Genomic DNA, 23,765 nt, shown 5'->3' with positions numbered 1-23,765 from the left:
TTTCGCAGTCGCGATCGGTCCGCACAACAGCCCATGTCCGGGGTGTTTGGTTTTGGCCACACCTCCCAGATTTTGCGATTTCGGCATCCGAAAGCGGTTGACCCAAAACCTAATGCCGCTAGGGATGTTTAAGCAAATAATTAAGTGAGGATGGAGATGGGTATTGTTCGCTGCAAGCTCGCGTTGAGCGCGAGTGTTTTTGCAATCGGATTTGGCTCGCTGGCCTTTGCGCCTCATGTGCAAGCGCAGGAAGCACAGGCATCGGATCAGCAGGATTCCACGGCTGCCCAGGATGCACCGACGCCGGCCGCAAACGAAATCGTGGTTACGGCGCGCCGTCGCGACGAGCGCCTGATCGACGCGCCGGTCGCGATCACTGCCATCAGCGGCGACATGCTGGAAGATTATTCGGTTTCGCGCGTTTCCGATCTCGCCACGATGGTCCCCAATCTGGTCGCCGGTAAGGCGGCATCGGGCTCCTCGGCGAGCATCTTCCTGCGCGGCGTGGGGTCGACGGCGCTCAGCGCGGGCTTCGATCAGTCGGTGTCGTTCGTCATTGACGGCCTGCCCATGAGCCGCGGTCGGGAAATCAGCCTTCCGCAATATGACATCGCCAATGTGCAGGTGCTCAAGGGCCCGCAGGCGCTGTTTTTCGGCAAGAACACGACGGCTGGTCTGATCAGCATCACTTCCAACAGCCCGACCGATGAGTTTGAGGTGGGTGGTCGCGCAGGCTATGGGTTCGAAGCGCGCGAAAAATATGTTCAGGGCTTTGTTTCGGGTCCGATAACCGACGGCTTCCGCGCGCGTCTTGCCGGCCGCTATTCGCATAGCGACGGCGCGTTCAAGAACAGTGCGGCGGAAACCTATTTGAATCCCCTCGGGCTTGAGCGGCATCGCAATGCCGATCGCAGGGGTGGCGGGGAGGCATTCAGCGGGCGTCTGACGCTCGACTGGGATGTGACGCCGACATTCAATCTGCAGCTGAAAACCGGCGCTACCTGGCTGGATGACGGCGGTCCCACCGATGTTCTCGAGCGGATCTGTGGCAGCGGGCGTACGACGCCGGCCGCGGCAAACGGCATTCCGCCCAGCCCCAACGCCGATTGCCGCGTCAACGGGGTTTCTGATTCCTCATCAATCCCGGTCGAGGTCGCCGACGCGAATTACCGCTATGCCCGCGACGGACGCATGTATGCGCGCTTCCGCTCGCAATATGCGGTGCTGACGGGGAATATCGATACGGACACGATCGATGTCACGTCGATTACCGGTTACTACCACTTCAAGCAGACCGATCTGAACAATGTTTCGGGTGAGGCGTATCCGGCTTCGTTCACGCAGCTCGCGGATTTCAAACAATATTCCGAAGAGCTGCGGTTCCAGTCGGATTTCGACGGACCGCTGAACATTCTGACCGGGCTGTTCTACGCGCACGGCGATTTCCTCTTCAACACCGATGCGTATATCTTCCCCGTGCCGATCGATCCGGTCACCGGTACCTATACGACGTTCAAGCGCGACAACGGATTTTCGACCGACTCGATGTCGGTATTCGTTCAGGGCACGCTGGAACTCGGCAAGTTCGAGCTTTCGGGCGGTGCGCGGTACAGCATCGAGGCCCGCGATTCCTATCAGCGGTCATATCCGGCGCATTCCGCATTCAGCGGGGCATTCCCGGGCGGCATCGCGTTCACCGATCGTTTCCGCGACGAAAATCTCTCGCCCGAAGTGACGCTGCGATACAAGCCGGGGGCCGATACCACGCTCTATGCATCGTATAAGCAGGGCTTCAAGGCGGGCGGCTACAATATCTCCCAGGCGTTGACTCCGGCGGCGAGCGCCGAGGCCGGCCGCTATGGAAGTGAACTGGCGGAAGGCGGCGAAGTCGGGCTGCGCACGCTGGCATTCGGCCGCGATCTGGCGATCAACCTGACGGTGTATAATTACGACTATACCAACCTGCAGGTTCAGACGTTCGATCCGGTTACGATCGGGCTGATCGCCGGCAATGCCGGCACCTTGCGCACACGGGGTATCGAAGGTGACGTCAATTGGACGGTCAGCGCGCTTCCCGGCCTGACGTTGCGCGCCGCAGCGGCGTATAACGACGCCAAGTACAAGAACTATGTCGGTCAGTGCTACGGTGGTCAGACGGTTGCCGAAGGGTGCGATCAGCAATTGGTCGGGGGTGCCTATACCGCGCAGGATTATGATGGCCGCACCCCGCCCAAGGCACCCGAATTCGCCGGTCGCGTAGGTGCCACCTTTGATGCGCCGCTGTCGAACGCGCTGCGCCTGACGCTCAGCGGCGATGTGAGCCATACTTCTTCCTATTATTTCACCGACACGCTGCGGCCGGATGGGATTCAGTCTGCCTTCACCAAATATGATGCCTCGATCACGCTTCATGGACAGGATGATCGCTGGTCGATCGCGCTGATCGGGCGCAACCTTTCCAACGAACTGGTCGTGACCTCGGCGAACGATATCCCGTTCACCGGCGGCAACGGAACCGGCACCACCGTCGGATCGACTGCGGATATGTCCGCATTCGTTGAAAATCCGCGTGAAATCTACGTGGAGGTCGGTTTCCACTTCTAGGGGAACAGGCGGCGGCGGGACCGGTGCGTCCCGCCGCAATCGCCGAGGCTGCACCCTGGAACATCCACGCGCGGAAGCGTTGGGCTGTTCGATCTGACAGTATCTGCTTTCGCCGCTTGCATGAATGTTCCCGGATCAGTTAGTTGATTAAGTTAGTTGAGAGGTTTGCATGGCGGATGAAGCTCGCGAGATAACAGGCGGATGCAATTGTGGCGCGGTGCGATATGCCATTGCGTCGGAGCCGCTCGCCATTGCCGTGTGTCACTGCACGCATTGCCGGGCACAATCGGGTTCCGCCTATTCCGTGAACATGGTGGTGCGCGCCTCGACAATGACCGTCGAAGGGCAGCTTACCGAATATACGCAGACCGACACCGACAGCGGCGCACCGCTGGCGCGCCAGTTCTGCGGCAAATGCGGGTCGCCGATCCGGTCGGTTTCCAGCGCTGCGCCCAAAATCGCAGCGGTGAAGGTCGGGACGCTCGACAGCGCGGATGCCTTTCCGCCGACCGTGCATATCTGGACCCAGTCGAAACTCCCATGGGTCACGATTCCAGAGGGCATGCCCAGCTTTCCGAAGGGGCCGCAAGCCTGATGGAGGATAGTTCCGTCCCCGACGGTGTCGAACGTCCGCTTGCCGGAATACGAGTTGTAGACCTCATCCATGGGCCGCTGGCACCGGCGACACGATATCTTGCGGAATTGGGCGCGAGCGTAGCGCGCATCGAGCCGGAAGCTCCGGTCGCCGATCGCTATGCCGATCTTGCCGCCAATGCCGGAAAGCAGCGTCACCATATCGCGCCGGACAGCGATGCGGCACGCGCATTGATCGCGGCTGCCGATATCGTGGTTGCCGATGCGGCACAGTCGCTCGACCTTCAGGCGCTCGCTGATGCGAGGCCGGAACTGGTGGTGATGCGGGTCAGCGATTTCGGCAGCGATACCGGCATTTCCGACTGGCAGGGCGCGGGTCCGGTGCTGCACGCGCTGTCAGGCGAGTTGGCCCGATCCGGTATCCGTGGCCGTGCGCCGCTGTTGCCGCCCGGCGACCTCGCCTATCAATGCGCAGCTTCGCAGGCGGCCTATACGCTCGTGACGGCGCTGTTCCGGGCGCTGCGAACCGGCAAGGGCGATCTTATCGACTTTTCCGCGCTGGACGGTGCGGTCCAGGCGCTTGATCCCGGTTACGGCATCAGCGGCAGCGCGACGATGGGCAAGCCCGCCAATCTTCTGTCGCGCGATCGCCCGTCGCAGGGATTTCAATATCCGGTTCTGAAATGCGCCGACGGCCATGTCCGCATCTGCCTGTTGTCGAAACGGCAATGGCAGGGGATGTTTCGCTGGATGGGCGAGCCGCCCGAATTCGCCGATCCCAGGCTCAACAACATGGTGGCGCGGTATAAGTCACCGGATCTGCTGCCGGCGATCGCCCGGTTTTTCGCCGGTCGGACGCGCGAGGATCTGGAGCGGGAAGGGCAGGAGCATGGCGTTCCGATTTCCGCGGTGCTCACTTTCGAGGAAAGCATCGCCACCAGCCATGTGCGCGAACGCCATGGGGTAACGCAGGTCCCCATCGAGGGCGACCGGAGCGTCACATTGCCCAATGGCGTCGTCACGATCGACGGCCGCCGCATGGGACTCGACCTGGCGCCGCGCCAGGCGAGTGCGACTGCATTTCCCGGGCCTTCGCGGCCGGATGCCGAGCGGCCCTTCGCCGGGCTCAAGGTGCTCGACATGGGGGTGATCGTGGTCGGCGCCGAAACCGGGCGCCTGCTCGGCGATCAGGGCGCCGATGTCGTCAAGGTCGAATCACGCGCCTATCCCGACGGCAACCGCCAATCCTATCTCAGCTATGGCATGTCGGTCAGTTTCGCCGCCGGCCATCGCAACAAGCGCAGTCTGGGGATCAATCTGCGCGATCCGGAAGGCCGCGCGGTCTTTCTGAAGCTTGCCGCGCAAGCCGATGTGATCCTTTCCAATTTCAAACCCGGCGCCCTCGAAAATCTCGGGCTGTCCTATGCGGAGATCGCGGCGGTCAATCCGGCGATCGTGATGACCGACAGTTCGGCGTTCGGCAGTTCCGGCCCGTGGAGCAACCGCATGGGCTATGGCCCGCTGGTGCGTGCGGCGACCGGGCTGACGCTTGCGTGGCGCTATCCCGACGATCCGGAAGGCTTTTCGGATACGATCACCATCTATCCCGATCACGTCGCCGCCCGGATCGGCGCGATTGCGACTGTCGCGCTGCTGATCCGGCGGCTTCGTACCGGACGCGGCGGCACCGCCAGCGTGGCGCAATCGGAAGTGATGCTGGCGCATTTCGCGGCGGATGTGGCGCGCGTGTCCGACGGGCTCGCGCCGCAGCGGGCGCCGGACTGGCCATGGACCGCCTATCCCGCCCAGGGCGAGGATGAATGGTGCGCCGTGGCGATCCGCGACGACAACGACTGGATGGCATTGTGCGATCGGATCGGCTGGGACGAAGGGCGCGCGCTCAAAGGTGCCCAGGCCCGGCTCGCCGCAGCCGATCGGATCGATGCGGCCGTGGCGCCATGGATCGCGCAACGATCGCCGTCGGATGCCGCGCAGTCGCTGCAATCGGCGCGCGTGCCGGCTGCGCCGATGCTGCGTCTCGCCGATTTGCCGGGCTTTTCCTATTATCGCGAGCGCGGCTTTTATCGCGTCGAGCAGCATCCCTATCTGAACGAGGACGTGACGTCCGAGGCCGCGCATACGCGGAGCCGCAATCTGGACGACGCCCTGCGCCGCCCGGCGCCTATGGCCGGGGAACACAGCCATGATGTCGTCGCCGAATGGCTCGATTTGCCCGAAGCTGCGGTTGCCGAGTTGTTCGAACGCGGCATCCTCGAGGCGATCGATCCGGCGGAGCTCAAGGCGGTCGAGGAAGAGCGCGCCAGACACAATGCGGTCTTGAGTTGACCTTTCTTAATCGTATGATTAATTGAAATGCGATAGCAGGAGCAATGAATTCACATGTCTGATGCGTTGATCATCGATGCGGTCCGCACGCCGCGCGGCATAGGTAAATTGGGGAAGGGTGCGCTGGCGCATCTGCACCCCCAGCGACTGGCGGCGACCGTGCTCAAGGCAATAGCGGAGCGCAACGCGCTCGACACCGCCGATGTCGACGACGTCATCTGGTCGACTTCGATGCAAAAGGGTCGTCAGGGCGGCGATCTGGGGCGGATGGCCGCTCTCGACGCCGGCTATGCCATCACCGCGAGCGGCATGACGCTCGACCGGTTCTGTGGCGGCGGCATCACCAGCGTCAGCCTTGCCGCGGCGCAGGTGATGAGCGGCATGGAAGACCTCATCGTCGCCGGCGGGACCGAGATGATGAGCTATACCAACAGCATCACTGCCGCCGAACAGGCCGCCGGGCTGGAACCCACGATGATGGGCGCGCTCAACGACCATCTCGATGCGCTGCATCCGCAGTCGCATCAGGGGATTTGCGGTGATGCGATTGCGACGCTCGAAGGCATTACCCGCGAAGAACTCGATGCGTTCGGCCTCGAAAGCCAGCGCAAGGCGGCGCGCGCGATTGCGGAGGGGCGTTTCGACAAGTCGATCGTCCCGGTCACCGACGAGGACGGCAATGTCCTGCTCGACAAGGACGAATATCCCCGCCCCGAAACCACGGCGGAGGGGCTGGCGCAGCTCAAACCTGCCTTCGCCGCGCTGGCCGACTGGGCCTATGACGAAAAGGGATCGACCTTCCGTCAGCAGATCAATCGCAAATTCCCCGACCTCGAAATCGAGCATGTCCATCATGCCGGCAATTCCTCGGGTGTCGTCGACGGTGCGGCCGCGGTGCTGATCGCATCGCGCGAATATGCCGAAAAACATGGGCTCAAGCCGCGTGCGCGGATCGTGGCGACGGCCAATATCGGCGACGATCCGACACTGATGCTCAACGCACCGGTGCCTGCCGCAAAGAAGGTGCTCGCGAAGGCGGGGCTCACCAAGGACGATATCGACCTGTGGGAAATCAACGAGGCGTTCGCGGTCGTGGCGGAGAAGTTCGTCCGCGATCTCGATCTCGATCGCAACAAGGTGAACGTCAATGGCGGTTCGATCGCGCTGGGTCATCCGATCGGCGCGACCGGCGCGATCCTGATCGGAACGCTGCTCGACGAACTGGAGCGCACGGGCGGCCGCTACGGGCTCGTCACCATGTGCGCGGCGGGGGGCATGGCGCCCGCGATCATCATCGAACGTATCGACGGCTGAAGCGACCGAGGAAGGAATTTTTGAAATGAAGGTGGATAGTTCGGTTGCCGCAATCGTCACGGGCGGCGCGTCGGGTCTGGGCGAAGCGACGGTGCGCGCGCTGGCGGCCAAGGGTGCCAAGGTCGCGATTTTCGATCTCAATGCCGAACGCGGCGAAGCGATCGCCAGCGAACTCGGCGGCGTGTTCTGCAAGGTCGATGTGACCGATGAAGCCAGCGTCGATGCCGGGTTCGAAAAGGCGCGCGCCGCGAATGGTCAGGAGCGTGTCCTGATCTGCTGCGCCGGCACCGGCAATGCGATCAAGACCGCGAGCCGGTCGAAGGAAGATGGCAGCATCAAGTCCTTTCCGACCGACGCGTTCGAAAAGATCATCCAGATCAACCTGATCGGGACTTTCCGTTGTGTTGCGAAAGCGGCGGCGGGCATGCTTACGCTCGATCCGCTGGAAGATAATGACCGCGGAGCGATCGTGATGACGGCGTCGGTGGCTGCAGAGGACGGGCAGATGGGGCAGGCGGCCTATTCCGCGTCGAAGGGCGGCGTGGTCAGCCTTACGCTGCCGATCGCGCGCGACCTGATGGGTGAGGGTATTCGCGTCAACACGATCCTGCCGGGCATTTTCCTGACTCCGCTGATGCTGGGCGCGGGGCAGAAGGTCGTCGATGCGCTTTCCGCCTCGGTTCCGTTCCCCAAGCGGCTCGGCGATCCGGGCGAATATGCGAATCTGGCGCTGACGATGGTCGAAAACGGCTATTTCAACGGTGAGGATGTGCGTCTCGACGGCGGCATCCGCATGGCGCCGCGCTGATCCGATGGGCGCCCTGTTCCCGCATGCTTCGCCCTGGATGGACGAAGAACTCGTCATGTTCGACGATTCGGTTCAGCGTGCGCTGGCCGAAATAGCCCCGGCGAGCCGGCTCGAAAAATGGGCCGCCGACGGGATTGTCGAACGATCGGGATGGGACGCGGCTGCACAGGCCGGTCTGCTCGGGGTTTCGGTGTCGCCCGAATATGGCGGCGCGGGCGGCGATTTCCGGCATGAGGCGGTGCTGTTGCGCCGGCTGGGCCTGATCGGCGCCGAAGGCTGGGGCATCCCGCTGCACAATGCGATCTGCGCCGCCTATATCGAAAAATACGGCACCGAAGAGCAGAAGCAGCGCTGGCTGCCGAAAATCGTTTCGGGCGAGATGATCACTGCGATCGCGATGACCGAGCCCGGCGCCGGATCGGACCTGCAGGGCATCCGGACCCAGGCCGTCCGCAGCGGCAATGGCTATGCGGTGACGGGGCAGAAGACTTTCATCACCAACGGCCAGCATGCCGATCTGATCATCGTCGTGACCAAGACCGATCCGTCGGCGGGCAGCAAGGGCATTTCGCTGATCGCGGTCGAAGCGGACAGTGCGGGATTTTCGCGCGGGCGCAATCTCGACAAGATCGGGATTCCGATGGGCGACACGTCCGAACTTTTCTTCGACAATGTTCAGGTGCCCGCCGACAATCTGATCGGCGGCGAAGAGGGGCAGGGCCTGTATCAGCTGATGAAGGAGTTGCCCAAGGAACGGTTGATGATCGCCGTCGAGTGCCTGGCGCTGATGGAATCGGCGATCGAGCACACGCTTGCATATGTCCGCGAACGCAAGGCATTCGGAAAGCGGCTGCTCGATTTTCAGAATACGCAATTCGTCCTTGCCGATTGCAAGACCGAAGCGACCATCGGCCGCAGCTTCGTCGACGATTGCATCGGTCGCTATATCGCCGGAACCCTCGACGCGCCGACCGCCAGCATGGCGAAATACTGGCTTTCCGAACATGCCCAGACGATCATCGATCGCTGTCAGCAGCTGTTCGGCGGCTATGGCTATATGAACGAATATCCGATCGCGCAGATGTACAAGGACGTGCGGGTCAAGCGCGTCTATGGCGGCACCAGCGAGATCATGAAGCTGCTGATCGCGCGCACGCTGGAGGAGTAAGGCGATGGCCGTGCTGCGGATCGACTGGCAAGGGCCGGTCGCGCATGTCGTGCTCGATCGGCCGGAACGACTGAACGCGCTCAACAACGAACTGATCGCGGCATTGTCCGAAACGGGCCGCATGCTGGCGGGTCGCAGCGATTGTCGCGCCGTCATCCTGCGTGGCGAGGGGCGCGGCTTTTGCTCCGGAATCGACCTCGACAGCCTGCGATCGGCAAGCGGCGGCGGCGAACGCGCGATCGATCTCGACACGATCGTCGCCGATGGCGCCAATGTGGCGCAACATGCCGTGCTGGTGTGGCAGCGGCTGCCGATGCCGGTGATCGCCGCGGTGCATGGCGTGGCATTGGGTGGCGGATTTCAGCTCGCCTTGGGCGCCGATATCCGCATTGTTGCACCCGACACCCGGATGGCGGTGATGGAGGCGAAATGGGGTCTGGTACCCGATATGGCGGGCATGGCCCTGCTTCGGGATCTTTTGCGCCCCGATATCCTTGCCGAACTGATTTTTACCGCACGCATGTTCGACGGAACCGAAGCGCTGCGGCTCGGCCTGGCGACACAGCTTTCCGAAGCGCCGCAGGTTGCGGCAAGCGACCTTGCGCACAGGATAGCCGCGCTCAGCCCGGATGCCATCCGCGCCGCCAAACGGCTGTTGCGGATGCGCGGGACCGAAGCCGAGATCCTGCGCGCCGAGGCTGCCGAGCAGTCGGCACTGTTCGGAACCCCCAATCAGCGAGAGGCCGTCGCCGCCGGGATGGAAAAGCGCCCGGCGAATTTCGTCGATGTTCCCGAATAGGCCGCTGCCGCCCGATATTTGTGAGAGGATGTATGACCTACAACACGCTTGGTTATATTGTGGACGACGGCATCGCGACGATCACGTTGTCGCGTCCGGACAAGCTCAATGCCTTCACCACCGAGATGATGGATGAAATGCTCGATGTACTCGACCGCGTCGATGCGGACGATGCGGTTCGCGCGGTGATCGTCACGGGCGAAGGGCGGGCATTCTGCGCCGGCGCCGACCTGTCGGAAGGCGCCGATGCGTTCGTGTTCGAAGGCGACGTCGTGAACCCCGATGGCAGCCTCAACTATTCGCCCGACGCCGCGCGTGACGGCGGCGGGCGGGTGACGCTGCGGCTGCATAATTGCCTCAAGCCGATCATTGCCGCGATCAATGGCCCCGCCGTTGGAATCGGCGCGACGATGACGCTGGCGATGGACATTCGCCTGGCGAGCGAAAACGCGCGCATGGGTTTCGTCTTTGCGCGGCGCGGCATCGTGCCCGAAGCCTGCTCGTCCTTTTTCCTGCCGCGTATCGTCGGCATCCAGCAGGCGCTCGAATGGTGCTATAGCGGTCGCGTCTTCGATGCGCGCGAAGCGCTTTCGGGCGGGCTGGTGCGCTCGCTTCACGCCCCCGACGATCTGCTTCCCGCCGCTCGCGCACTGGCGCGCGAATTCGCCGCGGATACTGCACCGGTTTCGGTCGCGCTGATCCGTCAGATGATGTGGCGGGGGCTGGAAATGACCAGCCCGATGGACGCGCACAAGATCGACAGTCGTGGCATCCTGTCCCGCGGACGCAGCGGCGATGTCGCCGAAGGGGTCAGTGCGTTTCTGGAAAAGCGCAAAGCCACGTTCCCGGACCGTGTTTCGACCGATATGCCCGACTTTTTCCCCTGGTGGGAAGAGCCGGTGTACAGCTGAGGAAATGAGAATGGATATTTTTTGCGACAACGCCTTTGCCGGCAAGACGATCTTCGTGGCCGGCGGGTCGAGCGGCATCAACCTTGGCATTGCGATGCGCTTCGGCGCGATGGGCGCGCGCGTCGCGCTGATCAGCCGTAGCGAGGATCGTATCGCCGCCGCTGCCGAATCGGTGCGTGGCACCGGCGCGGAGGCGGTCGGTATCGCCGCCGATGTGCGCGATTATGATGCGGTTGCATCCGCCTTTGCGCAGGTGGCGGAAAAATGGGGCGCGATCGACACCGTCGTCTCGGGCGCGGCGGGCAATTTCCTTTCGCCGGCCATCGGGCTCTCCGCCAATGCCTTTCGCACGGTGATCGAAATCGATCTGATCGGCACGTTCAATGTGCTGCGTGCCTCGTGGGACCATCTTCGCAAGCCCGGCGCCTCGCTGATTTCGATCAGCGCGGGTCAGGCCAAGCGGGCAATTCCCTTTCAGGCGCATGCCAGCGCAGCCAAGGCGGGGATCAACAACCTCACCGAAACACTGGCGATGGAATGGGGACCGGCCGGCGTGCGCGTCAACGCGATATCGCCGGGGCCGATCGGCGATACCGAAGGCATGGCGCGGCTTGCGCCGACCGACGAAGAGACTGCGGCGATCAAGCGTCGCATCCCGCTGCGTGATTATGGCACGAAACGGGACATTGCCGATGCCGCGCTGTTCCTTGCCAGCGACAATGCGCGCTACATCACGGGCGTGACGCTAGAGGTCGATGGCGGGCTGCTGCTGGGCGATGCTTCCGCCGATGCGCTCACCTTGCCGGAGCGCAGCCGATGAAGGTCGAAAAACGCGGTGCGGTCGATTGGGTGACGCTCGATCGGCCCGATCAGTTGAACGCGCTCGATCGCGGTCTGATCGACGAACTCCATGGCTATTTCTCTGCGCTGGCCGGGGACCGGGAAACGCGCGCCGTGGTGTTGCGCGGCGAAGGTCGGGGTTTCTGCGCCGGGCTCGATCTTGGTGACGACGTGGGTCGCGAGATGGATCTTACAGACCGGTTTGCGTTGCAGCGCCGGATTGCCGAGATCGTGATGAAGATGCGCTATTGCCCGCAACCGATCATCAGCCTGGTGCATGGTCCGGCATGCGGTGGCGGTTTCGGGATGGCGCTGGCTTCCGACATCCGTATCGCCGGGGAAAGTGCGCGAATGAACGCGGCCTTCATCCGGCTGGGCCTTTCTGCCTGTGACATCGGCGTATCCTATTTCCTGCCCCGGCTGGTGGGCGCGAGCCTTGCGTCCGAACTGATGCTCACCGGCGCGTTCATCGACGCTCAGCGCGCGCTTGCGCTGGGATTGGTCAGTCGGGTCGTGCCCGACGACGACATGGCCGCCGCCGCCGAACCGATACTCGAGGCGATGATGACGACTGCGCCGATGGGCCTGCGCCTTACCAAGGAATGCCTGCGCATGGCGATCGACGCGCCGAGCCTGGAGGCGGCGATCGCGATGGAGGATCGCAATCAGGTACTGTGTGCGAGCAGCCGGGATTTCGTCGAGGGCGTCTCAGCATTCTTCGAAAAGCGCCGCCCCGCCTATGCAAGCGACTGGGGAAAACCGACCGATGACTGATATTGGGGACGGCGCCGCAGTCGCCGCGCGCGTCGAAGCGTTCGTGCGCGAGAAGATCGTTCCGTTCGAGCGCGATGCGCGGCTGGGCGCGCATGGCCCGGAGGAATCGCTGGTGGTCGAGATGCGCGATCTGGCGCGGGCCGAAGGGTTGATGACCCCGCATATCCGGGCCGATGGCGGCCATTATGCGCATCGCGACGTGGCGAAGATTTTGCGCGCCTCGGGCGTGTCGCCGCTCGGCCCCGTCGCGCTGAATGTCGCGGCGCCGGACGAAGGCAATATGTTCCTGCTGGGCCATGCCGCCGGCCCCGAACAGAAGGAGCGTTTTCTCGCCCCGATGCTGACCGGGGAGGCGCGTTCGGCCTTTTTCATGACCGAACCGGCCGAGGATGGCGGCGCCGGCTCCGATCCGTCGCTGCTGAGCACCAAGGCGACGCGCGATGGCAACCATTGGGTGATCGAGGGGCGCAAGGCGTTCATCACCGGCGCCGTCGGCGCCAAAGTGGGGATCGTCATGGCGATGACAGAGGAAGGCGCGACGATGTTCCTCGTCGATTTGCCCGACCCCGCCATCCGGATCGAACGCGTCCTGGACACGATCGACAGTTCGATGCCCGGCGGCCATGCGGTGGTGACGATCGACCGGTTGCGCGTGCCCGCCGACCAGATTCTCGGTCAGCCGGGTCAGGGGTTCAAGCTCGCGCAGATCCGCCTTGCCCCCGCGCGGCTTACGCATTGCATGCGCTGGCATGGGGCCTGTGTCCGCGCGAACGAAATCGCCACGGCCTATGCCGTAAAGCGTCAGGCGTTCGGCAAGCTGCTGATCGATCACGAAGGCGTCGGCTTCATGCTGGCGGAAAACATGATCGACCTCAAACAGACCGAATTGATGATCGACTGGTGCGCGGGCGTGCTCGATACGGGCGCGGATGGCGGCGTCGAAAGCTCGATGACCAAGGTCGCGGTTTCCGAAACGCTGATGCGGATTGCCGATCGCTGCGTGCAGGTGATGGGCGGCACCGGGGTTTCGGGCGATACGATCGTCGAACAGGTGTTCCGCGAAGTGCGCGCCTTCCGCATCTATGACGGCCCGACGGAGGTCCACAAATGGAGCCTCGCCAAGAAGATCAAGCGCAAGGCGCTGGCAGAGAATCCGGCATGAGCGAGCAGGGCGGGACGACACAGGTCCGCGCCAATGCGCGGTTCGATGTCGCGGCGCTCGAACGCTGGATGGGCGCGAACGTCCCGGGGTTTCGCGGGCCGCTGTCGGTGGAGCAATTCGCCGGGGGCCAATCCAATCCGACCTTCAAACTGACTGCGCCGAGCGGGCGTTATGTCATGCGGCGCAAGCCGGCGGGCCAGTTGCTGAAGGGTGCGCATGCCGTCGATCGCGAGGCGCGGGTGATGCGGGCGCTGGAAAGCGCGGGATTCCCGGTGCCGCATGTCCATGCGCTTTGTACCGACGACACTGTCATCGGTTCCTGGTTCTACGTCATGGATATGGTGGAAGGCCGTATCTTCTGGGACGGCAGTTTCCCCGGCGTCGACGCGGAGCAAAAGCGCGCGCATCAGGATGCGATGGGAGCAACGCTGGCGGCGCTGCACGGGTTCGATCCCGAAGCGATCGGCCTTGGCGATTATGGCCGGCCGGGGCGCTATCTGCAGCGGCAGATCGACCGCTGGTCGCGCCAGTATCGCGAGGATACACTCGCCGGTGCGACGGCCGATCTCGATTTTCTGGTGGAATGGCTTCCCGAACATGCGCCGGAAAATGAAGAAACGCGTGTCGTGCATGGCGATTTTCGCATCGACAATATGATCTTTCACCCCAGCGAGCCGCGCGTGATCGCGGTGCTCGACTGGGAATTGTCGACGCTGGGGCACCCGCTGGTCGATTTCACGTATAATCTGATGATGTATCGCGTTCCCGGCACGATCCCCTGGGGGCTGGCCGATCGCGATCTCGCCGCGCTGAACCTGCCGAGCGAAGCCGAATATGTCGCTGCCTATTGCGAACGCACCGGCCGCGCGCGGATCGATCATCTCGACGTCTATATCGTCTTCAACCTGTTCCGCCTCGCCGCGATCATCCATGGGATCAAGGGGCGGATGTTGCGGGGCAATGCGTCGTCGCCCGACGCCGCCGCGATGGTGGCCAATATGGACATTCTGGCCGCGATCGCGCGACGCATCGCCGAGGATATGGGATGACGTTGCGGTTCGACTATTCGGGCTGTGTCGTACTCGTCACCGGCGGTACGCAGGGGATCGGGTTCGGCATTGCGAGTGCCTTTGCCGATGCCGGCGCATGCGTGCATATCACCGGCACCCGCGCCGCCGCGGATGATTATGCCAACGACCTTTCACGCTTTTCCTATCACCGCGTCCGGATGGAAAACCCCGCCGAACGCGCGGCATTGAGCGAGGCGATCGCCGAACTCGACATTCTGGTCAACAATGCCGGCGCGGCGGGTGACGATGAATATAGCCTTGAAGGGCATGAACGGATCATCGAGATCAACCTCAATGCCGTGGTCGATCTTTGCTATCGGTTTCGCGAGCGGCTTTCGGCGCGCAAGGGCGCGATCGTCAATATCGCCTCGGTCGCGTCGTTCATCGGCATGCGCGATCAGCCCGCCTATGCCGCCAGCAAACATGGGCTGGTGGGGTTCACCAGATCGATCGCCGACCTGTGGGCCAAATATGCGATCCGCTGCAACGCGGTCGCGCCGGGCTTTGTCGATACGGCAATCATCGAATGGGCGCGGTCCGACGCGGCGCTGATGCAGAAATTTGTTCAGGCCATTCCCGAACGCAGGATCGGTACGCCGGAGGAAATAGCCGCCTGCGTGCTGTTCCTCGCGTCGCCGCAGGCATCCTATGTGCGCGGCCATACGCTGGTCGCGGACGGCGGCTATACGCTGCGATAAAAGGCGCCGGCGCGCCAGCGGCGCCGTTTATGGGGTCACGACCTGGAGATCACGGTTTGCTCGCCCGCGGCCATGCGGTCGCCCAGCGGGGGCGTATCCTCGCACTCGACGTCGAGACTGCGCAGATAGCCCGCGGTCATGATGTAATAGCCGGTGACCACGCAAATCTCGACGATCTGGTCGGGTCCGAAAAGTCGTTCGGCATCGGCGATCGCCTGAGCCGATGCTGCGCCTTCGCCATGGATCTGATCGACGATGGTCAGCGCGGTCCGCTCGGCCTCGGTCATCGCCGCGCGGTCGTCGCGCTCGCTTGCCGCGATCTGGTCCGGGGTCATGCCGATGGCACGCGCTACGCTCAGATGCTGATGGCGTTCATATTCGCATCGGCACAGCTGGCCGACGCGCAGGATGATCCGTTCGCGCAGCACCGGATCGAGCGTTCCGTATCGCAGTATCTGCACGCCCATCTTTGCATAGGCCTGCATCAGTCCGGGCTGGTGCGACATCATCCGCGTGACGTTCAGCCCGCCATATTTGGCGAGCGTCTGACGGATCTCTTCGCTCTGATCTTCCGGGGCGGGAAAGGGGATTCGAGCCACTGCGCTATCCTTCCGTCACGCCGCCCGGGCAGGCGCCTGTGTCTTTGCGCGATCGCGAAGAATGATGTCGCCGGCGCGCCACGCCATCGCCATCGTCGGACCCTGGGTGTTGCCCGACGGCACCACCGGCATGATCGACGTGTCCATGATCCGGAGCCCCTCGATTCCGCGAACCTTCAGCTCCGGATCGACCACCGAGGCTTCGTCCTTGCCCATGCGGCAGCTGCCGACGGCATGATAGCCGCAGGTGGCAAAGGTGTCATAGGCGGCGATGATCTCTTCATCGGTCTGAAAGCTCGGGCCGGGAACGGTTTCCTCGACCACGATCTTGTCGAGCGGTGGCTGCGATACGAACCTGCGCACCGCGCGGACGCCGTCGATCATCGCGCGCCGGTCCTCCGGCGTGTCGCGATGGTTGGGCTTGAGCCGCGGCGGCAAATTGGGGTCGGTGCTGGTGATGTGGATGCTGCCGATCGAAGACGGGCGCAGCGGATAGACAACCAGCGACATTCCAGGAAAATCCTCGGTCGTCCGGCCGAGCTTGGCGAAATCCAGGCTGTGCGGCGCGATCAGGAACTGGACGTCGGGGCGATTGAGCCCGGGCCGGCTTTTCACCCATGCGCCCATATCGAACGTCGCGGACGTAAGAACGCCCTTGTGGGTAAGGAGATATTTGATTCCGTTGAGCGCGAGCCGCAGCCCCTTGTGATCGCGATTATACGAATAGCGATGGTCCGATGTGCGCCATTGCATCAGCAGCGCGCGATGTTCGAGCAGGTTGCCGCCGACTGCGGGAAGCGCATGCCGGACGGTTATTCCAAGCGGCTCCAGCACCGCCGGATCGCCGATCCCCGATCGTTCGAGGATGCCCGGCGACGCCATCGCCCCGGCCGCCAGGATGATCTCGCGACCGCGAATCTCCCTGCCGTCGTTCAGCGTGACGCCGGTTGCGCGCTTTCCTTCGAGCAGCAGCGTATCGACTGCGGCGTTGGTGATCAGCGTCAGGTTTCTGCGCTTCTTGAGGATCGGCTTGAGGAATGCCGTCGCGGCGGATTGCCGCTTGCCCTTCCACACGGTGCGCGGATTATAGCCGATGCCCTCGTCATTGTCGGGGGTATTGATGTCGGCTTTCTCCGGCACGCCCATATTCTGCCCGGCTTCGAGCACGGCTTCGTGCCAGTCGTTGCGAACATCGGCGCCGGGCAGCGAAATTTTGAGCGGCCCATCGGCTCCGCGGGTGTCGCCCGCACCCAATTCATGGCCTTCGATGGCGGCATAGGCGGGACCGATGTTAGACCAGTCCCAATCGTCGCTCGAAAGCTCGGCGATTTCATCGAAATCGGCCGGTTGGCCGCGCACATACATCAGCCCGTTGATCGAGGTCGAACCGCCGATCACCTTGCCGCGCAGCCACATTTCCTGTTTGTTTCCGGTGCCTTCTTCGGGTTCGACGGGATAGCCCCACAGATTTGCCACGCGCCCCATCACCTTGGGAACCGCGCGCGGAATCGCGAAGAAGGGATGTCGATCGCTCCCGCCCGCCTCCAGCAGCGCCACGCGGATCGCGGGATCCTCACTCAGCCGGTTCGCCAGCACGCATCCGGCCGCTCCGGCGCCGACGATCACATAGTCGAAATCACTGCCGGTGGATTCAGTCATCGTATCATGCCTCTTCAATGCAATCATCGGTAGAGAAAGCGTTGGAACTGGATATCAATTAACTGAACAATTACAAGTCAGCCTGTTTGCCGTGCTGCAGCAGGGGCAACCACCGCAACATGCAAAAAAATAGCGGGAAAGCGCCGGGAGCGTCGATCCTGACGCATCGGCGTCCGCCGGCGCGCGAGCGATCAGGCGGCGACTTCGCCGTGCAGGCTCATCAGCGAATCCATCAGCCCTTCGTCTGGGCTCGAACACACGCCGAGCACCAGCGCTTCGTCATGGCCGGGCGCCACCAGATAGGCATGGCCCATCGACGAATCGATATAGATGGATTCGCCCGGTCCCAGTTCGACGCTGTCATAATATTCGGTGTGAACGACGATCCGGCCTTCGATCACATAGATCAGCTCTTCGCCATGGTGACGGACGAGGTCGCCAAATTCCTCGGTGCTGCGCGCGCGAATCCGCGTCAGGATCGGGATCATCCGTTTCCGGCGAAGGTCGGTGCAGAGATAATGATAATCGTAATTGTCGGTTTCGACCCGGAACGCGTTTTCTAGGCTGCCGATCGAACGCCGCGCCGTGACTCGGGGCGAATCGGCCGGTTGTTGCTCCTCGGCGAACAGATCCGACATGCGCATGTTTAGTCGGCGGCTGAGCTGCTGCAGCTTGTCATAGGTCAGCGTCAGCCGGTCATGTTCGACCTTCGACAGAGTCGAGACCGGAATACCGCTCTGCGCGCTCATTTCCTTGAGAGTCCAGCCGCGTTTGGCACGAATTCCGCGCAGCACGGCACCCAGAGTCGGCTGATCGCTGGTCATTACCGGTACTCCCGTTCGGAATGCCGATTTGACAATTTTCCAATCAGGATCATTATGTCCTTATCCGGCCCAATATTTCTCAGTTGAGGTTAGGCCGATCCGACAAAGAGCGCAACCGCGACACGTCGACAAGGGGGTTGGCAATGCGAGTCTTAGGAAAGTTGTTGGGCTTGGGAGCCCTGCTGGCGATGACGCCACTGGTCGCGCAGGAAAGCGCGCCGCAAGCCGGGCAGGCGCCCGCGCCGGTCGCAGCGCCGGCAAATAACGGAGCCACGGGCGGACATCCGCTGACGGAACAGGATCTGTCGGCATGGCTCGACGGCATGATGCCCTATGCGCTTGCCCGCGGCGGGATCGCCGGCGCGGTCGTCACGGTGGTGCAGGGCGATCAGCTGCTGTTCGAACGCGGCTATGGCTATGCCGATGTTGCCGCGCAGAAACCGGTAACGCCGGACGGCACGCTGTTCCGCCCCGGTTCGGTGTCGAAACTGTTCACCTGGACCGCGGTCATGCAGCTGGTCGAACAGGGCAAGATCGATCTCGACGCCGATGTGAACACCTATCTCGATTTCGAAATGCCCGCCTTTGACGGCAAGCCGATCACGATGCGCCAGATCATGACGCATACGGCAGGTTTCGAAGAAAGCATGCGCCACCTGATCGGCAATGATCCCGACACGGTGATGGCGCTTGGCGATTATGTTCGCGAGGGCCGGACGCAGCGCGTGTTCGAACCGGGCACCACCCCGGCCTATTCAAACTATGCGACGGCACTGGCCGCCTATATCGTCCAGCGCCAGTCGGGGATGAAGTTCGACGATTATGTCGAGCAGAAGATTTTCGCCCCGCTCGGCATGCGGCATTCCTCGTTCCGTCAGCCGCTGCCGCCTGCGCTCGCACCGATGATGTCCAAGGGCTATGTGCTCTCGACCCAAAAGCCCAAGCCGTTCGAGATCATCTATCCCGCGCCTGCCGGCAGCCTTTCGGCCAGCGGCAGCGACATGGCCAGGTTCATGATCGCGCATCTCAATGGCGGCGGCCCGTTGCTGTCTCCGCAAACCACGGCGATGATGCATGATTTTGAGGCGCCGGGCATCCACGGCCTCAATCACATGGCGCTTGGTTTCTACGAGCAACAGGTGAACGGCCATCGCGCGATCGCCCATGGCGGCGATACCGATTTCTTCCATTCCTATCTGTGGCTGTTCCCCGATCAGAAAATCGGCATTTTCTTTTCGATGAACAGCCAGGGCACGCCGGGCAGTTCGCTGGCGGTGCGGGGGCAGTTATTCCACCAGTTCGCCGATCGCTATCTGCCCGGACCGGCGCCCAAGGGGCAGGTGGACGAAGCCACTGCGCGCGAACATGCCGCGATGATGGTCGGCAATTACACCAACAGCCGCGGCGCCTATCGCAATTTCCTCAGCATTCTCGATCTGATCGGGCAAACGACGGTCGGCCTTGATGAACAGGGCGGGTTGCTGGTCCCCGGCGTGCCGAGCATGGCCGATCAGCCGCGCCACTGGAAGGAAGTCGAACCCTTTGTGTGGGTCGACACCGTGACCGGCGAACGGCTCGCCGCCGAAGTGAAGGACGGCAAGGTTACGCGCTTCAGTTCGGACATGTTCTCGCCCTTCATGGTGCTCTCCCGCACGCCCTGGCAATATAACGCCGCATGGCTGCTGCCCGCATTGTTGCTCGCGCTCGGCATTGTCGCGGTGACGGCATTGGCCTGGCCCTGGGCCGCGATCGCCCGGCGTCGGTATGGCGCAACGCTGGCGCTCACCGGGCGGGCGCGGCGTGCCTATCGGCTCAGCCGCGGCTTTGCCTGGCTGGCGCTTGGCGTGATGATTGGCTGGATGCTGCTGGTCACCACGATGATCAGCGATCTCAACGCGCTGGGTGGCGCGCTCGACTGGGCACTTTATCTGCTCCAGTTCCTGACGCCGATCGCATTTGTCGGGCTGTTGGGCCTCTCGCTCTGGTATGGCTGGACGGTGTGGACCGGCGGCCGGAAATGGGGCGCCAAGCTGTGGAGCGTGCTGCTCGCCCTGTCGGCGTTCCTTCTCCTCTATGTCGGCCTTGCCTATCATCTGATCGGCTTTGGCACCCGCTATTGAGGGGCATGATGCGCACGCGCCGCACCCTGGATGTCCGTGTCGAACGCTTCCCCTATGTGAAGCCCTTCCGCATCACCGGCCATGTCTTCACCGAAACCGCATTGGTGGTGGTCGAGATTGCGGAAGGGCCGCATCGGGCGCGCGGCGAGGCGGCGGGCGCCTATTATCTGCAGGACGACATTGCGACGATGACCGCCGCGATCGAACGCGTCCGCGATGCGATCGAAGCGGGGGCCGACCGCGCAGGATTGCAGCAATTGCTGCCGCCCTGCGGGGGGCGCAACGCGCTCGATTGTGCCTTGTGGGAGCTTGAGGCGCAGCAGCGTGGCGAGCCGGTATGGCAATTGGCCGGGCTGCCCGAACCACGGCCGCTGCGCACGACGATCACGCTGGGCGCGGAGGAACCGCGCGCCATGGCCGATGCGGCGACGGCGCTGGCCGATGCGACTACGCTCAAGCTGAAACTGACCGGCGACGCCGCGCTCGATGCCGCGCGCGTGGCGGCGGTGCGATCGGCGCGACCCGATTGCTGGATCGGCGTGGACGCCAATCAGGGCTATCGCGCCGACGCGCTGCCGGCGTTGTTCGCGATGCTCGAACGGCATGATGTCGCGCTGCTCGAACAGCCGCTGGCGCGGGGCGACGAGGCCGGAATGGAGGGAGTGAAACGCACGATCCCCGTCGCCGCCGACGAAAGCGCATTGTCGCTCGCCGATGTCGACGGGCTGGTCGGGCGGTTCGACATGGTCAACATCAAGCTCGACAAGTGCGGCGGCCTCACCGAAGGCATTGCGATTGCCCGCCGCGCCCGCCAGCTCGGCCTTGGCGTAATGGTCGGCAACATGATGGGGTCGAGCCTGTCGATGGCGCCGTCGTTCCTGCTGGGGCAATTGTGCAACGTCGTGGACCTCGACGGGCCGACATTTCTGGCGCGCGATCGCACGCCCGGGGTCTTTTATCGCGACGGTAACGTGCATTGCCCGGCGGAAATCTGGGGATATCCGCGATCCGGCAACTGATTTTCTATTGGGGTTGACAGTTCTCTAATCAGGACAATAGTCTCCAATTTGAAATAATCGTTATTCGGGAGTCGGCGTCAGGAAATTGGTTTCCTGGCACGCTGGAAGCTTCGGCTTTCCGCGTCCGGAGCAGCCTGCCCGCCATCCGGGCCTGCCGTGCGCCGGACCGAAGGACGGAGTTTCGCAACGGCAAAGGGGTGCCATCCGACCCGCGCACAGGGCGCTAGGGAATCGGGCGGCAGATATGGGGACATTCGCAATGAAGAAGCATCAGCTACTCGCCTGGACCGCGCTGCCGCTGATCGGCACCGCGATGCCGGCCATGGCCCAGCAGGCGGAATCCGGGCAGCGCGCGGGCGCGCAGGAAATCGTCGTCACTGCGCAGAAGCGCGAAGAGAATCTGCTCGAAGTGCCGTTGTCGATCAGCGTGGTCGATGGCGAAACGCTGCAGCAGCAGGGCGCGACGTCGCTGGTCGATTATTCCAACTATGTCGCCGGCATGGAAGTGAGCAGCGGCGGCACGCCGGGGCTGGCGTCGGTTTCGCTGCGCGGTATTTCCGCTACGACCAGTGCGGCCGCAGTCGGCTTTTACGTTGATGATGCGCCGATCGGATCGAGCAGCCTTTACGGGCGCGGGAGCGAAATGTCGCTCGACCTGCTGCCCTATGACATCGAACGGCTCGAAGTGCTGCGCGGTCCGCAGGGAACGCTGTACGGCGCCAGCTCGATCGGCGGGCTGGTGAAATATGTCACCGTGCAGCCCGATCTCGAGCAGTTCGGCGTGCGCGGCGGCGGTGAGATTTTCATGATCGATACTGCGGCCGATCCCGGCTGGGCGGGGCAGGTGATGGTCAATGCCCCGCTGGCGACCGGCAAGCTGGGTATCACCGGCAGCTTCGCCTGGCGCAAGACGCCGGGCTATGTCGACAGCGTCAACAATGCCGATCTGGCCGACCAGAATGATGTCGAACAGCGCGGCGGGCGCGTCAGCCTGCTATACCGCCCGACCGACAATTTCTCGATTTCGCTCAGCGGCATCTGGCAGGCGACCAATGCCGACAGCGCGGGCCGCTATGCCGCCGACCTGTCGGGCAATCGCCTGGGCAACGGCCATTCGGCGAACAATTTTGTCGCCGAGCCGTTCAATGCGAGCTTCGACTATTATGCCGCGAGCCTCGACTATGATTTCGGCGGGGCTTCGCTCACATCGACCACGACCTATAGCGAGCGGCATATCCAGCAGGTGCGCGACACCAGCCTGGTCTATGGCGCGCTGTTTCCGCTGCTGACCGGAGGGCTGATCCCGGCGGGTATCACGCCGTACGACAATACGGTCTCGCTCAAGAAATGGACCGAGGAAGTCCGGCTGGCGTCGAACGGCACTGGCGCATTCGAATGGCTGATCGGCGGATTTTATACGCATGAGGACAGCACGCAGGATCAGACGATCCGCTCCTATGACATGGCCGGCAATGTCATCCCCGCGCTCGATCCGCTTGCGATCGTACAATTGCCGGCGGCGTATCAGGAATATGCGGTGTTCGGGAACGCGACGCTGCATCTGGGCGACATGTTCGCGATTACCGGCGGGGTGCGCTGGGCGCGCAACGAGCAGGATTTCCGGCAGGTCAGCTATGGCGCCATTGTGCCGCCGGCCGACGATCCCGGGACGTCGAGCGAGGACGTCGTCACCTATAGTGTCAGCCCGCAGCTGTTCCTCGGCGAAAATTCGATGTTCTATGTGCGGGTGGCCAGCGGCTATCGCCCGGGCGGGCCGAACGTCATCCTTCCCGGGGTTCCGCCGATGGTGAACTCGGATACGCTGACCAACTATGAAATCGGCTATAAGGGCGCGCTGGCGAACGGCCTCGTCGTCGTCGAACTCGCCGGTTTCTACATGGACTGGCAGGATATTCAGGTCGCGACCTCCTTCGGCGGCATCGGCGCTCTGGCCAATGGTGGCGCCGCCGAAAGCAAGGGAGTCGAAGCCGCGCTTACCATCACGCCGACCAGCGGACTGACGCTGGGCTTTACCGCAGCCTATACCGACGCGACGTTGAGCGAGGACGTTCCCGAAATCGGCGGGTTCAAGGGCGACCGGCTTCCCGAAGTCCCCAAATTCAGCGGCTCGGCCCGGATCGATTATACGATGCCGGTCGGCGACAAGGACCGGGTCGATTTCGGCATCGGCGTCCGCCATGCCAGCAGCCGCCTGTCGCTGGTCGAAAGCGATCCGCTGACGGTTTCGGCCAGACCCTATACCACGGTCGATGCCAATATCGGCTATATGTTCGACGAACATTGGACGCTGCGGCTCTATGGCCGCAACCTGTTCAACGACAAGGGCGAGCGCAGCCGGATCCTGTTTACCGACGGGCTCAACATTCCGTCCTATCTGGCAATCGCGCCGCTTCAGCCGCGCACCATCGGCCTCGCCGCCGATCTTGCCTTTTAAA

19 protein-coding genes are annotated in these 23,765 nt (G+C 63.2%); 16 read left to right on the top strand and 3 right to left on the bottom strand.

What is annotated here, in order from left to right:
- The first annotated feature begins 156 nt into the window (after positions 1–156).
- The 13 genes from DKB74_RS07615 (at position 157) to DKB74_RS07555 (ending at position 15,088) form a co-directional block, all read left to right on the top strand.
- Positions 157–2,604 (top strand): TonB-dependent receptor, encoded by a 2,448-nt coding sequence (locus tag DKB74_RS07615; protein ID WP_109807696.1) that lies wholly within the window; start codon positions 157–159, stop codon positions 2,602–2,604.
- A 169-nt stretch (positions 2,605–2,773) separates the two neighbouring features.
- The gene (locus DKB74_RS07610) at positions 2,774–3,199 is read left to right on the top strand and encodes a GFA family protein (RefSeq protein WP_109807516.1); all 426 of its coding nucleotides are present in this window, start codon (positions 2,774–2,776) and stop codon (positions 3,197–3,199) included.
- Positions 3,199–5,544 (top strand): CaiB/BaiF CoA-transferase family protein, encoded by a 2,346-nt coding sequence (locus DKB74_RS07605; protein WP_109807515.1) that lies wholly within the window; start codon positions 3,199–3,201, stop codon positions 5,542–5,544. Before DKB74_RS07610 ends, DKB74_RS07605 begins: the two co-directional genes overlap by 1 nt.
- A gap of 54 nt (positions 5,545–5,598) precedes the next feature.
- Complete coding sequence (locus tag DKB74_RS07600; protein WP_109807514.1) at positions 5,599–6,858, top strand: acetyl-CoA C-acetyltransferase; 1,260 nt, start codon at positions 5,599–5,601, stop codon at positions 6,856–6,858.
- Positions 6,859–6,883: 25 nt separating this feature from the next.
- A complete protein-coding gene (locus DKB74_RS07595) occupies positions 6,884–7,666 on the top strand; it encodes an SDR family NAD(P)-dependent oxidoreductase (protein ID WP_109807513.1) in 783 nt (260 codons plus the stop codon).
- A gap of 4 nt (positions 7,667–7,670) precedes the next feature.
- Positions 7,671–8,834 carry an acyl-CoA dehydrogenase family protein gene (locus DKB74_RS07590; RefSeq protein WP_239987419.1) on the top strand — a complete coding sequence of 388 codons (1,164 nt, stop codon included), beginning with the start codon at positions 7,671–7,673 and terminating at the stop codon, positions 8,832–8,834.
- A 4-nt stretch (positions 8,835–8,838) separates the two neighbouring features.
- Positions 8,839–9,633, top strand: coding sequence for a crotonase/enoyl-CoA hydratase family protein (locus tag DKB74_RS07585; RefSeq protein ID WP_109807511.1), 795 nt, complete (start codon positions 8,839–8,841; stop codon positions 9,631–9,633).
- A 32-nt stretch (positions 9,634–9,665) separates the two neighbouring features.
- The gene (locus tag DKB74_RS07580) at positions 9,666–10,544 is read left to right on the top strand and encodes a crotonase/enoyl-CoA hydratase family protein (protein ID WP_109807510.1); all 879 of its coding nucleotides are present in this window, start codon (positions 9,666–9,668) and stop codon (positions 10,542–10,544) included.
- A gap of 10 nt (positions 10,545–10,554) precedes the next feature.
- On the top strand, positions 10,555–11,364 hold the full coding sequence (locus DKB74_RS07575) for an SDR family oxidoreductase (protein ID WP_109807509.1): 810 nt from the start codon (positions 10,555–10,557) through the stop codon (positions 11,362–11,364).
- Positions 11,361–12,158: an enoyl-CoA hydratase/isomerase family protein gene (locus DKB74_RS07570; RefSeq protein ID WP_109807508.1), complete on the top strand. Its 798-nt coding sequence runs from the start codon at positions 11,361–11,363 to the stop codon at positions 12,156–12,158. The genes DKB74_RS07575 and DKB74_RS07570 overlap by 4 nt, the downstream gene beginning before the upstream one ends.
- Positions 12,151–13,320: an acyl-CoA dehydrogenase family protein gene (locus DKB74_RS07565; RefSeq protein WP_109807507.1), complete on the top strand. Its 1,170-nt coding sequence runs from the start codon at positions 12,151–12,153 to the stop codon at positions 13,318–13,320. The genes DKB74_RS07570 and DKB74_RS07565 overlap by 8 nt, the downstream gene beginning before the upstream one ends.
- A complete protein-coding gene (locus DKB74_RS07560) occupies positions 13,317–14,369 on the top strand; it encodes a phosphotransferase (protein WP_109807506.1) in 1,053 nt (350 codons plus the stop codon). The genes DKB74_RS07565 and DKB74_RS07560 overlap by 4 nt, the downstream gene beginning before the upstream one ends.
- Entirely contained in the window at positions 14,366–15,088 is a 723-nt protein-coding gene (locus tag DKB74_RS07555) for an SDR family NAD(P)-dependent oxidoreductase (protein WP_109807505.1), read from the top strand. Before DKB74_RS07560 ends, DKB74_RS07555 begins: the two co-directional genes overlap by 4 nt.
- Before the next feature lie 35 nt (positions 15,089–15,123).
- Here the strand turns inward: DKB74_RS07555 and DKB74_RS07550 are convergent, their stop codons facing one another.
- The 3 genes from DKB74_RS07550 to DKB74_RS07540 form a co-directional block, all read right to left on the bottom strand.
- A complete protein-coding gene (locus DKB74_RS07550; RefSeq protein ID WP_109807504.1) occupies positions 15,124–15,687 on the bottom strand; it encodes a carboxymuconolactone decarboxylase family protein in 564 nt (187 codons plus the stop codon).
- A 15-nt stretch (positions 15,688–15,702) separates the two neighbouring features.
- Positions 15,703–17,346 carry a GMC family oxidoreductase gene (locus tag DKB74_RS07545; RefSeq protein WP_109807695.1) on the bottom strand — a complete coding sequence of 548 codons (1,644 nt, stop codon included), beginning with the start codon at positions 17,344–17,346 and terminating at the stop codon, positions 15,703–15,705.
- Positions 17,347–17,537: 191 nt separating this feature from the next.
- Positions 17,538–18,170 carry a helix-turn-helix domain-containing protein gene (locus DKB74_RS07540; RefSeq protein WP_109807503.1) on the bottom strand — a complete coding sequence of 211 codons (633 nt, stop codon included), beginning with the start codon at positions 18,168–18,170 and terminating at the stop codon, positions 17,538–17,540.
- A 164-nt stretch (positions 18,171–18,334) separates the two neighbouring features.
- Between DKB74_RS07540 and DKB74_RS07535 the strand changes: the two genes are divergently transcribed.
- The 3 genes from DKB74_RS07535 to DKB74_RS07525 all read left to right on the top strand — a co-directional run bounded on the left by DKB74_RS07535 (position 18,335) and on the right by DKB74_RS07525 (position 23,764).
- Positions 18,335–20,290, top strand: coding sequence for a serine hydrolase domain-containing protein (locus tag DKB74_RS07535; RefSeq protein ID WP_239987418.1), 1,956 nt, complete (start codon positions 18,335–18,337; stop codon positions 20,288–20,290).
- 5 nt (positions 20,291–20,295) lie between these two features.
- Entirely contained in the window at positions 20,296–21,309 is a 1,014-nt protein-coding gene (locus DKB74_RS07530; protein WP_420822399.1) for a dipeptide epimerase, read from the top strand.
- Between the two features lie 244 nt (positions 21,310–21,553).
- Complete coding sequence (locus DKB74_RS07525; protein ID WP_109807501.1) at positions 21,554–23,764, top strand: TonB-dependent receptor; 2,211 nt, start codon at positions 21,554–21,556, stop codon at positions 23,762–23,764.
- The last annotated feature ends 1 nt before the right edge of the window (position 23,765 follow it).

The organism is Stakelama portus, from assembly GCF_003171655.1.
GTDB lineage: Bacteria > Pseudomonadota > Alphaproteobacteria > Sphingomonadales > Sphingomonadaceae > Sphingomonas > Sphingomonas portus.
The sequence above is the reverse complement of the archived record's forward strand: the minus strand, read 5'-3'. Positions and strand labels throughout refer to the sequence as shown.

Excerpts from the sequence above, each read along its gene's own strand:
- DKB74_RS07600 (WP_109807514.1), top strand. The coding sequence starts at position 5,599 with ATGTCTGATGCGTTGATCATCGATGCGGTCCGCACGCCGCGCGGCATA.
- DKB74_RS07590 (WP_239987419.1), top strand. The coding sequence starts at position 7,671 with ATGGGCGCCCTGTTCCCGCATGCTTCGCCCTGGATGGACGAAGAACTC.
- DKB74_RS07565 (WP_109807507.1), top strand. The coding sequence starts at position 12,151 with ATGACTGATATTGGGGACGGCGCCGCAGTCGCCGCGCGCGTCGAAGCG.
- DKB74_RS07540 (WP_109807503.1), bottom strand. The coding sequence starts at position 18,170 with ATGACCAGCGATCAGCCGACTCTGGGTGCCGTGCTGCGCGGAATTCGT.
- DKB74_RS07570 (WP_109807508.1), top strand. The coding sequence starts at position 11,361 with ATGAAGGTCGAAAAACGCGGTGCGGTCGATTGGGTGACGCTCGATCGG.
- DKB74_RS07560 (WP_109807506.1), top strand. The coding sequence starts at position 13,317 with ATGAGCGAGCAGGGCGGGACGACACAGGTCCGCGCCAATGCGCGGTTC.
- DKB74_RS07530 (WP_420822399.1), top strand. The coding sequence starts at position 20,296 with ATGATGCGCACGCGCCGCACCCTGGATGTCCGTGTCGAACGCTTCCCC.
- DKB74_RS07615 (WP_109807696.1), top strand. The coding sequence starts at position 157 with ATGGGTATTGTTCGCTGCAAGCTCGCGTTGAGCGCGAGTGTTTTTGCA.
- DKB74_RS07595 (WP_109807513.1), top strand. The coding sequence starts at position 6,884 with ATGAAGGTGGATAGTTCGGTTGCCGCAATCGTCACGGGCGGCGCGTCG.
- DKB74_RS07580 (WP_109807510.1), top strand. The coding sequence starts at position 9,666 with ATGACCTACAACACGCTTGGTTATATTGTGGACGACGGCATCGCGACG.
- DKB74_RS07575 (WP_109807509.1), top strand. The coding sequence starts at position 10,555 with ATGGATATTTTTTGCGACAACGCCTTTGCCGGCAAGACGATCTTCGTG.
- DKB74_RS07545 (WP_109807695.1), bottom strand. The coding sequence starts at position 17,346 with ATGACTGAATCCACCGGCAGTGATTTCGACTATGTGATCGTCGGCGCC.
- DKB74_RS07525 (WP_109807501.1), top strand. The coding sequence starts at position 21,554 with ATGGGGACATTCGCAATGAAGAAGCATCAGCTACTCGCCTGGACCGCG.
- DKB74_RS07610 (WP_109807516.1), top strand. The coding sequence starts at position 2,774 with ATGGCGGATGAAGCTCGCGAGATAACAGGCGGATGCAATTGTGGCGCG.
- DKB74_RS07555 (WP_109807505.1), top strand. The coding sequence starts at position 14,366 with ATGACGTTGCGGTTCGACTATTCGGGCTGTGTCGTACTCGTCACCGGC.
- DKB74_RS07605 (WP_109807515.1), top strand. The coding sequence starts at position 3,199 with ATGGAGGATAGTTCCGTCCCCGACGGTGTCGAACGTCCGCTTGCCGGA.
- DKB74_RS07585 (WP_109807511.1), top strand. The coding sequence starts at position 8,839 with ATGGCCGTGCTGCGGATCGACTGGCAAGGGCCGGTCGCGCATGTCGTG.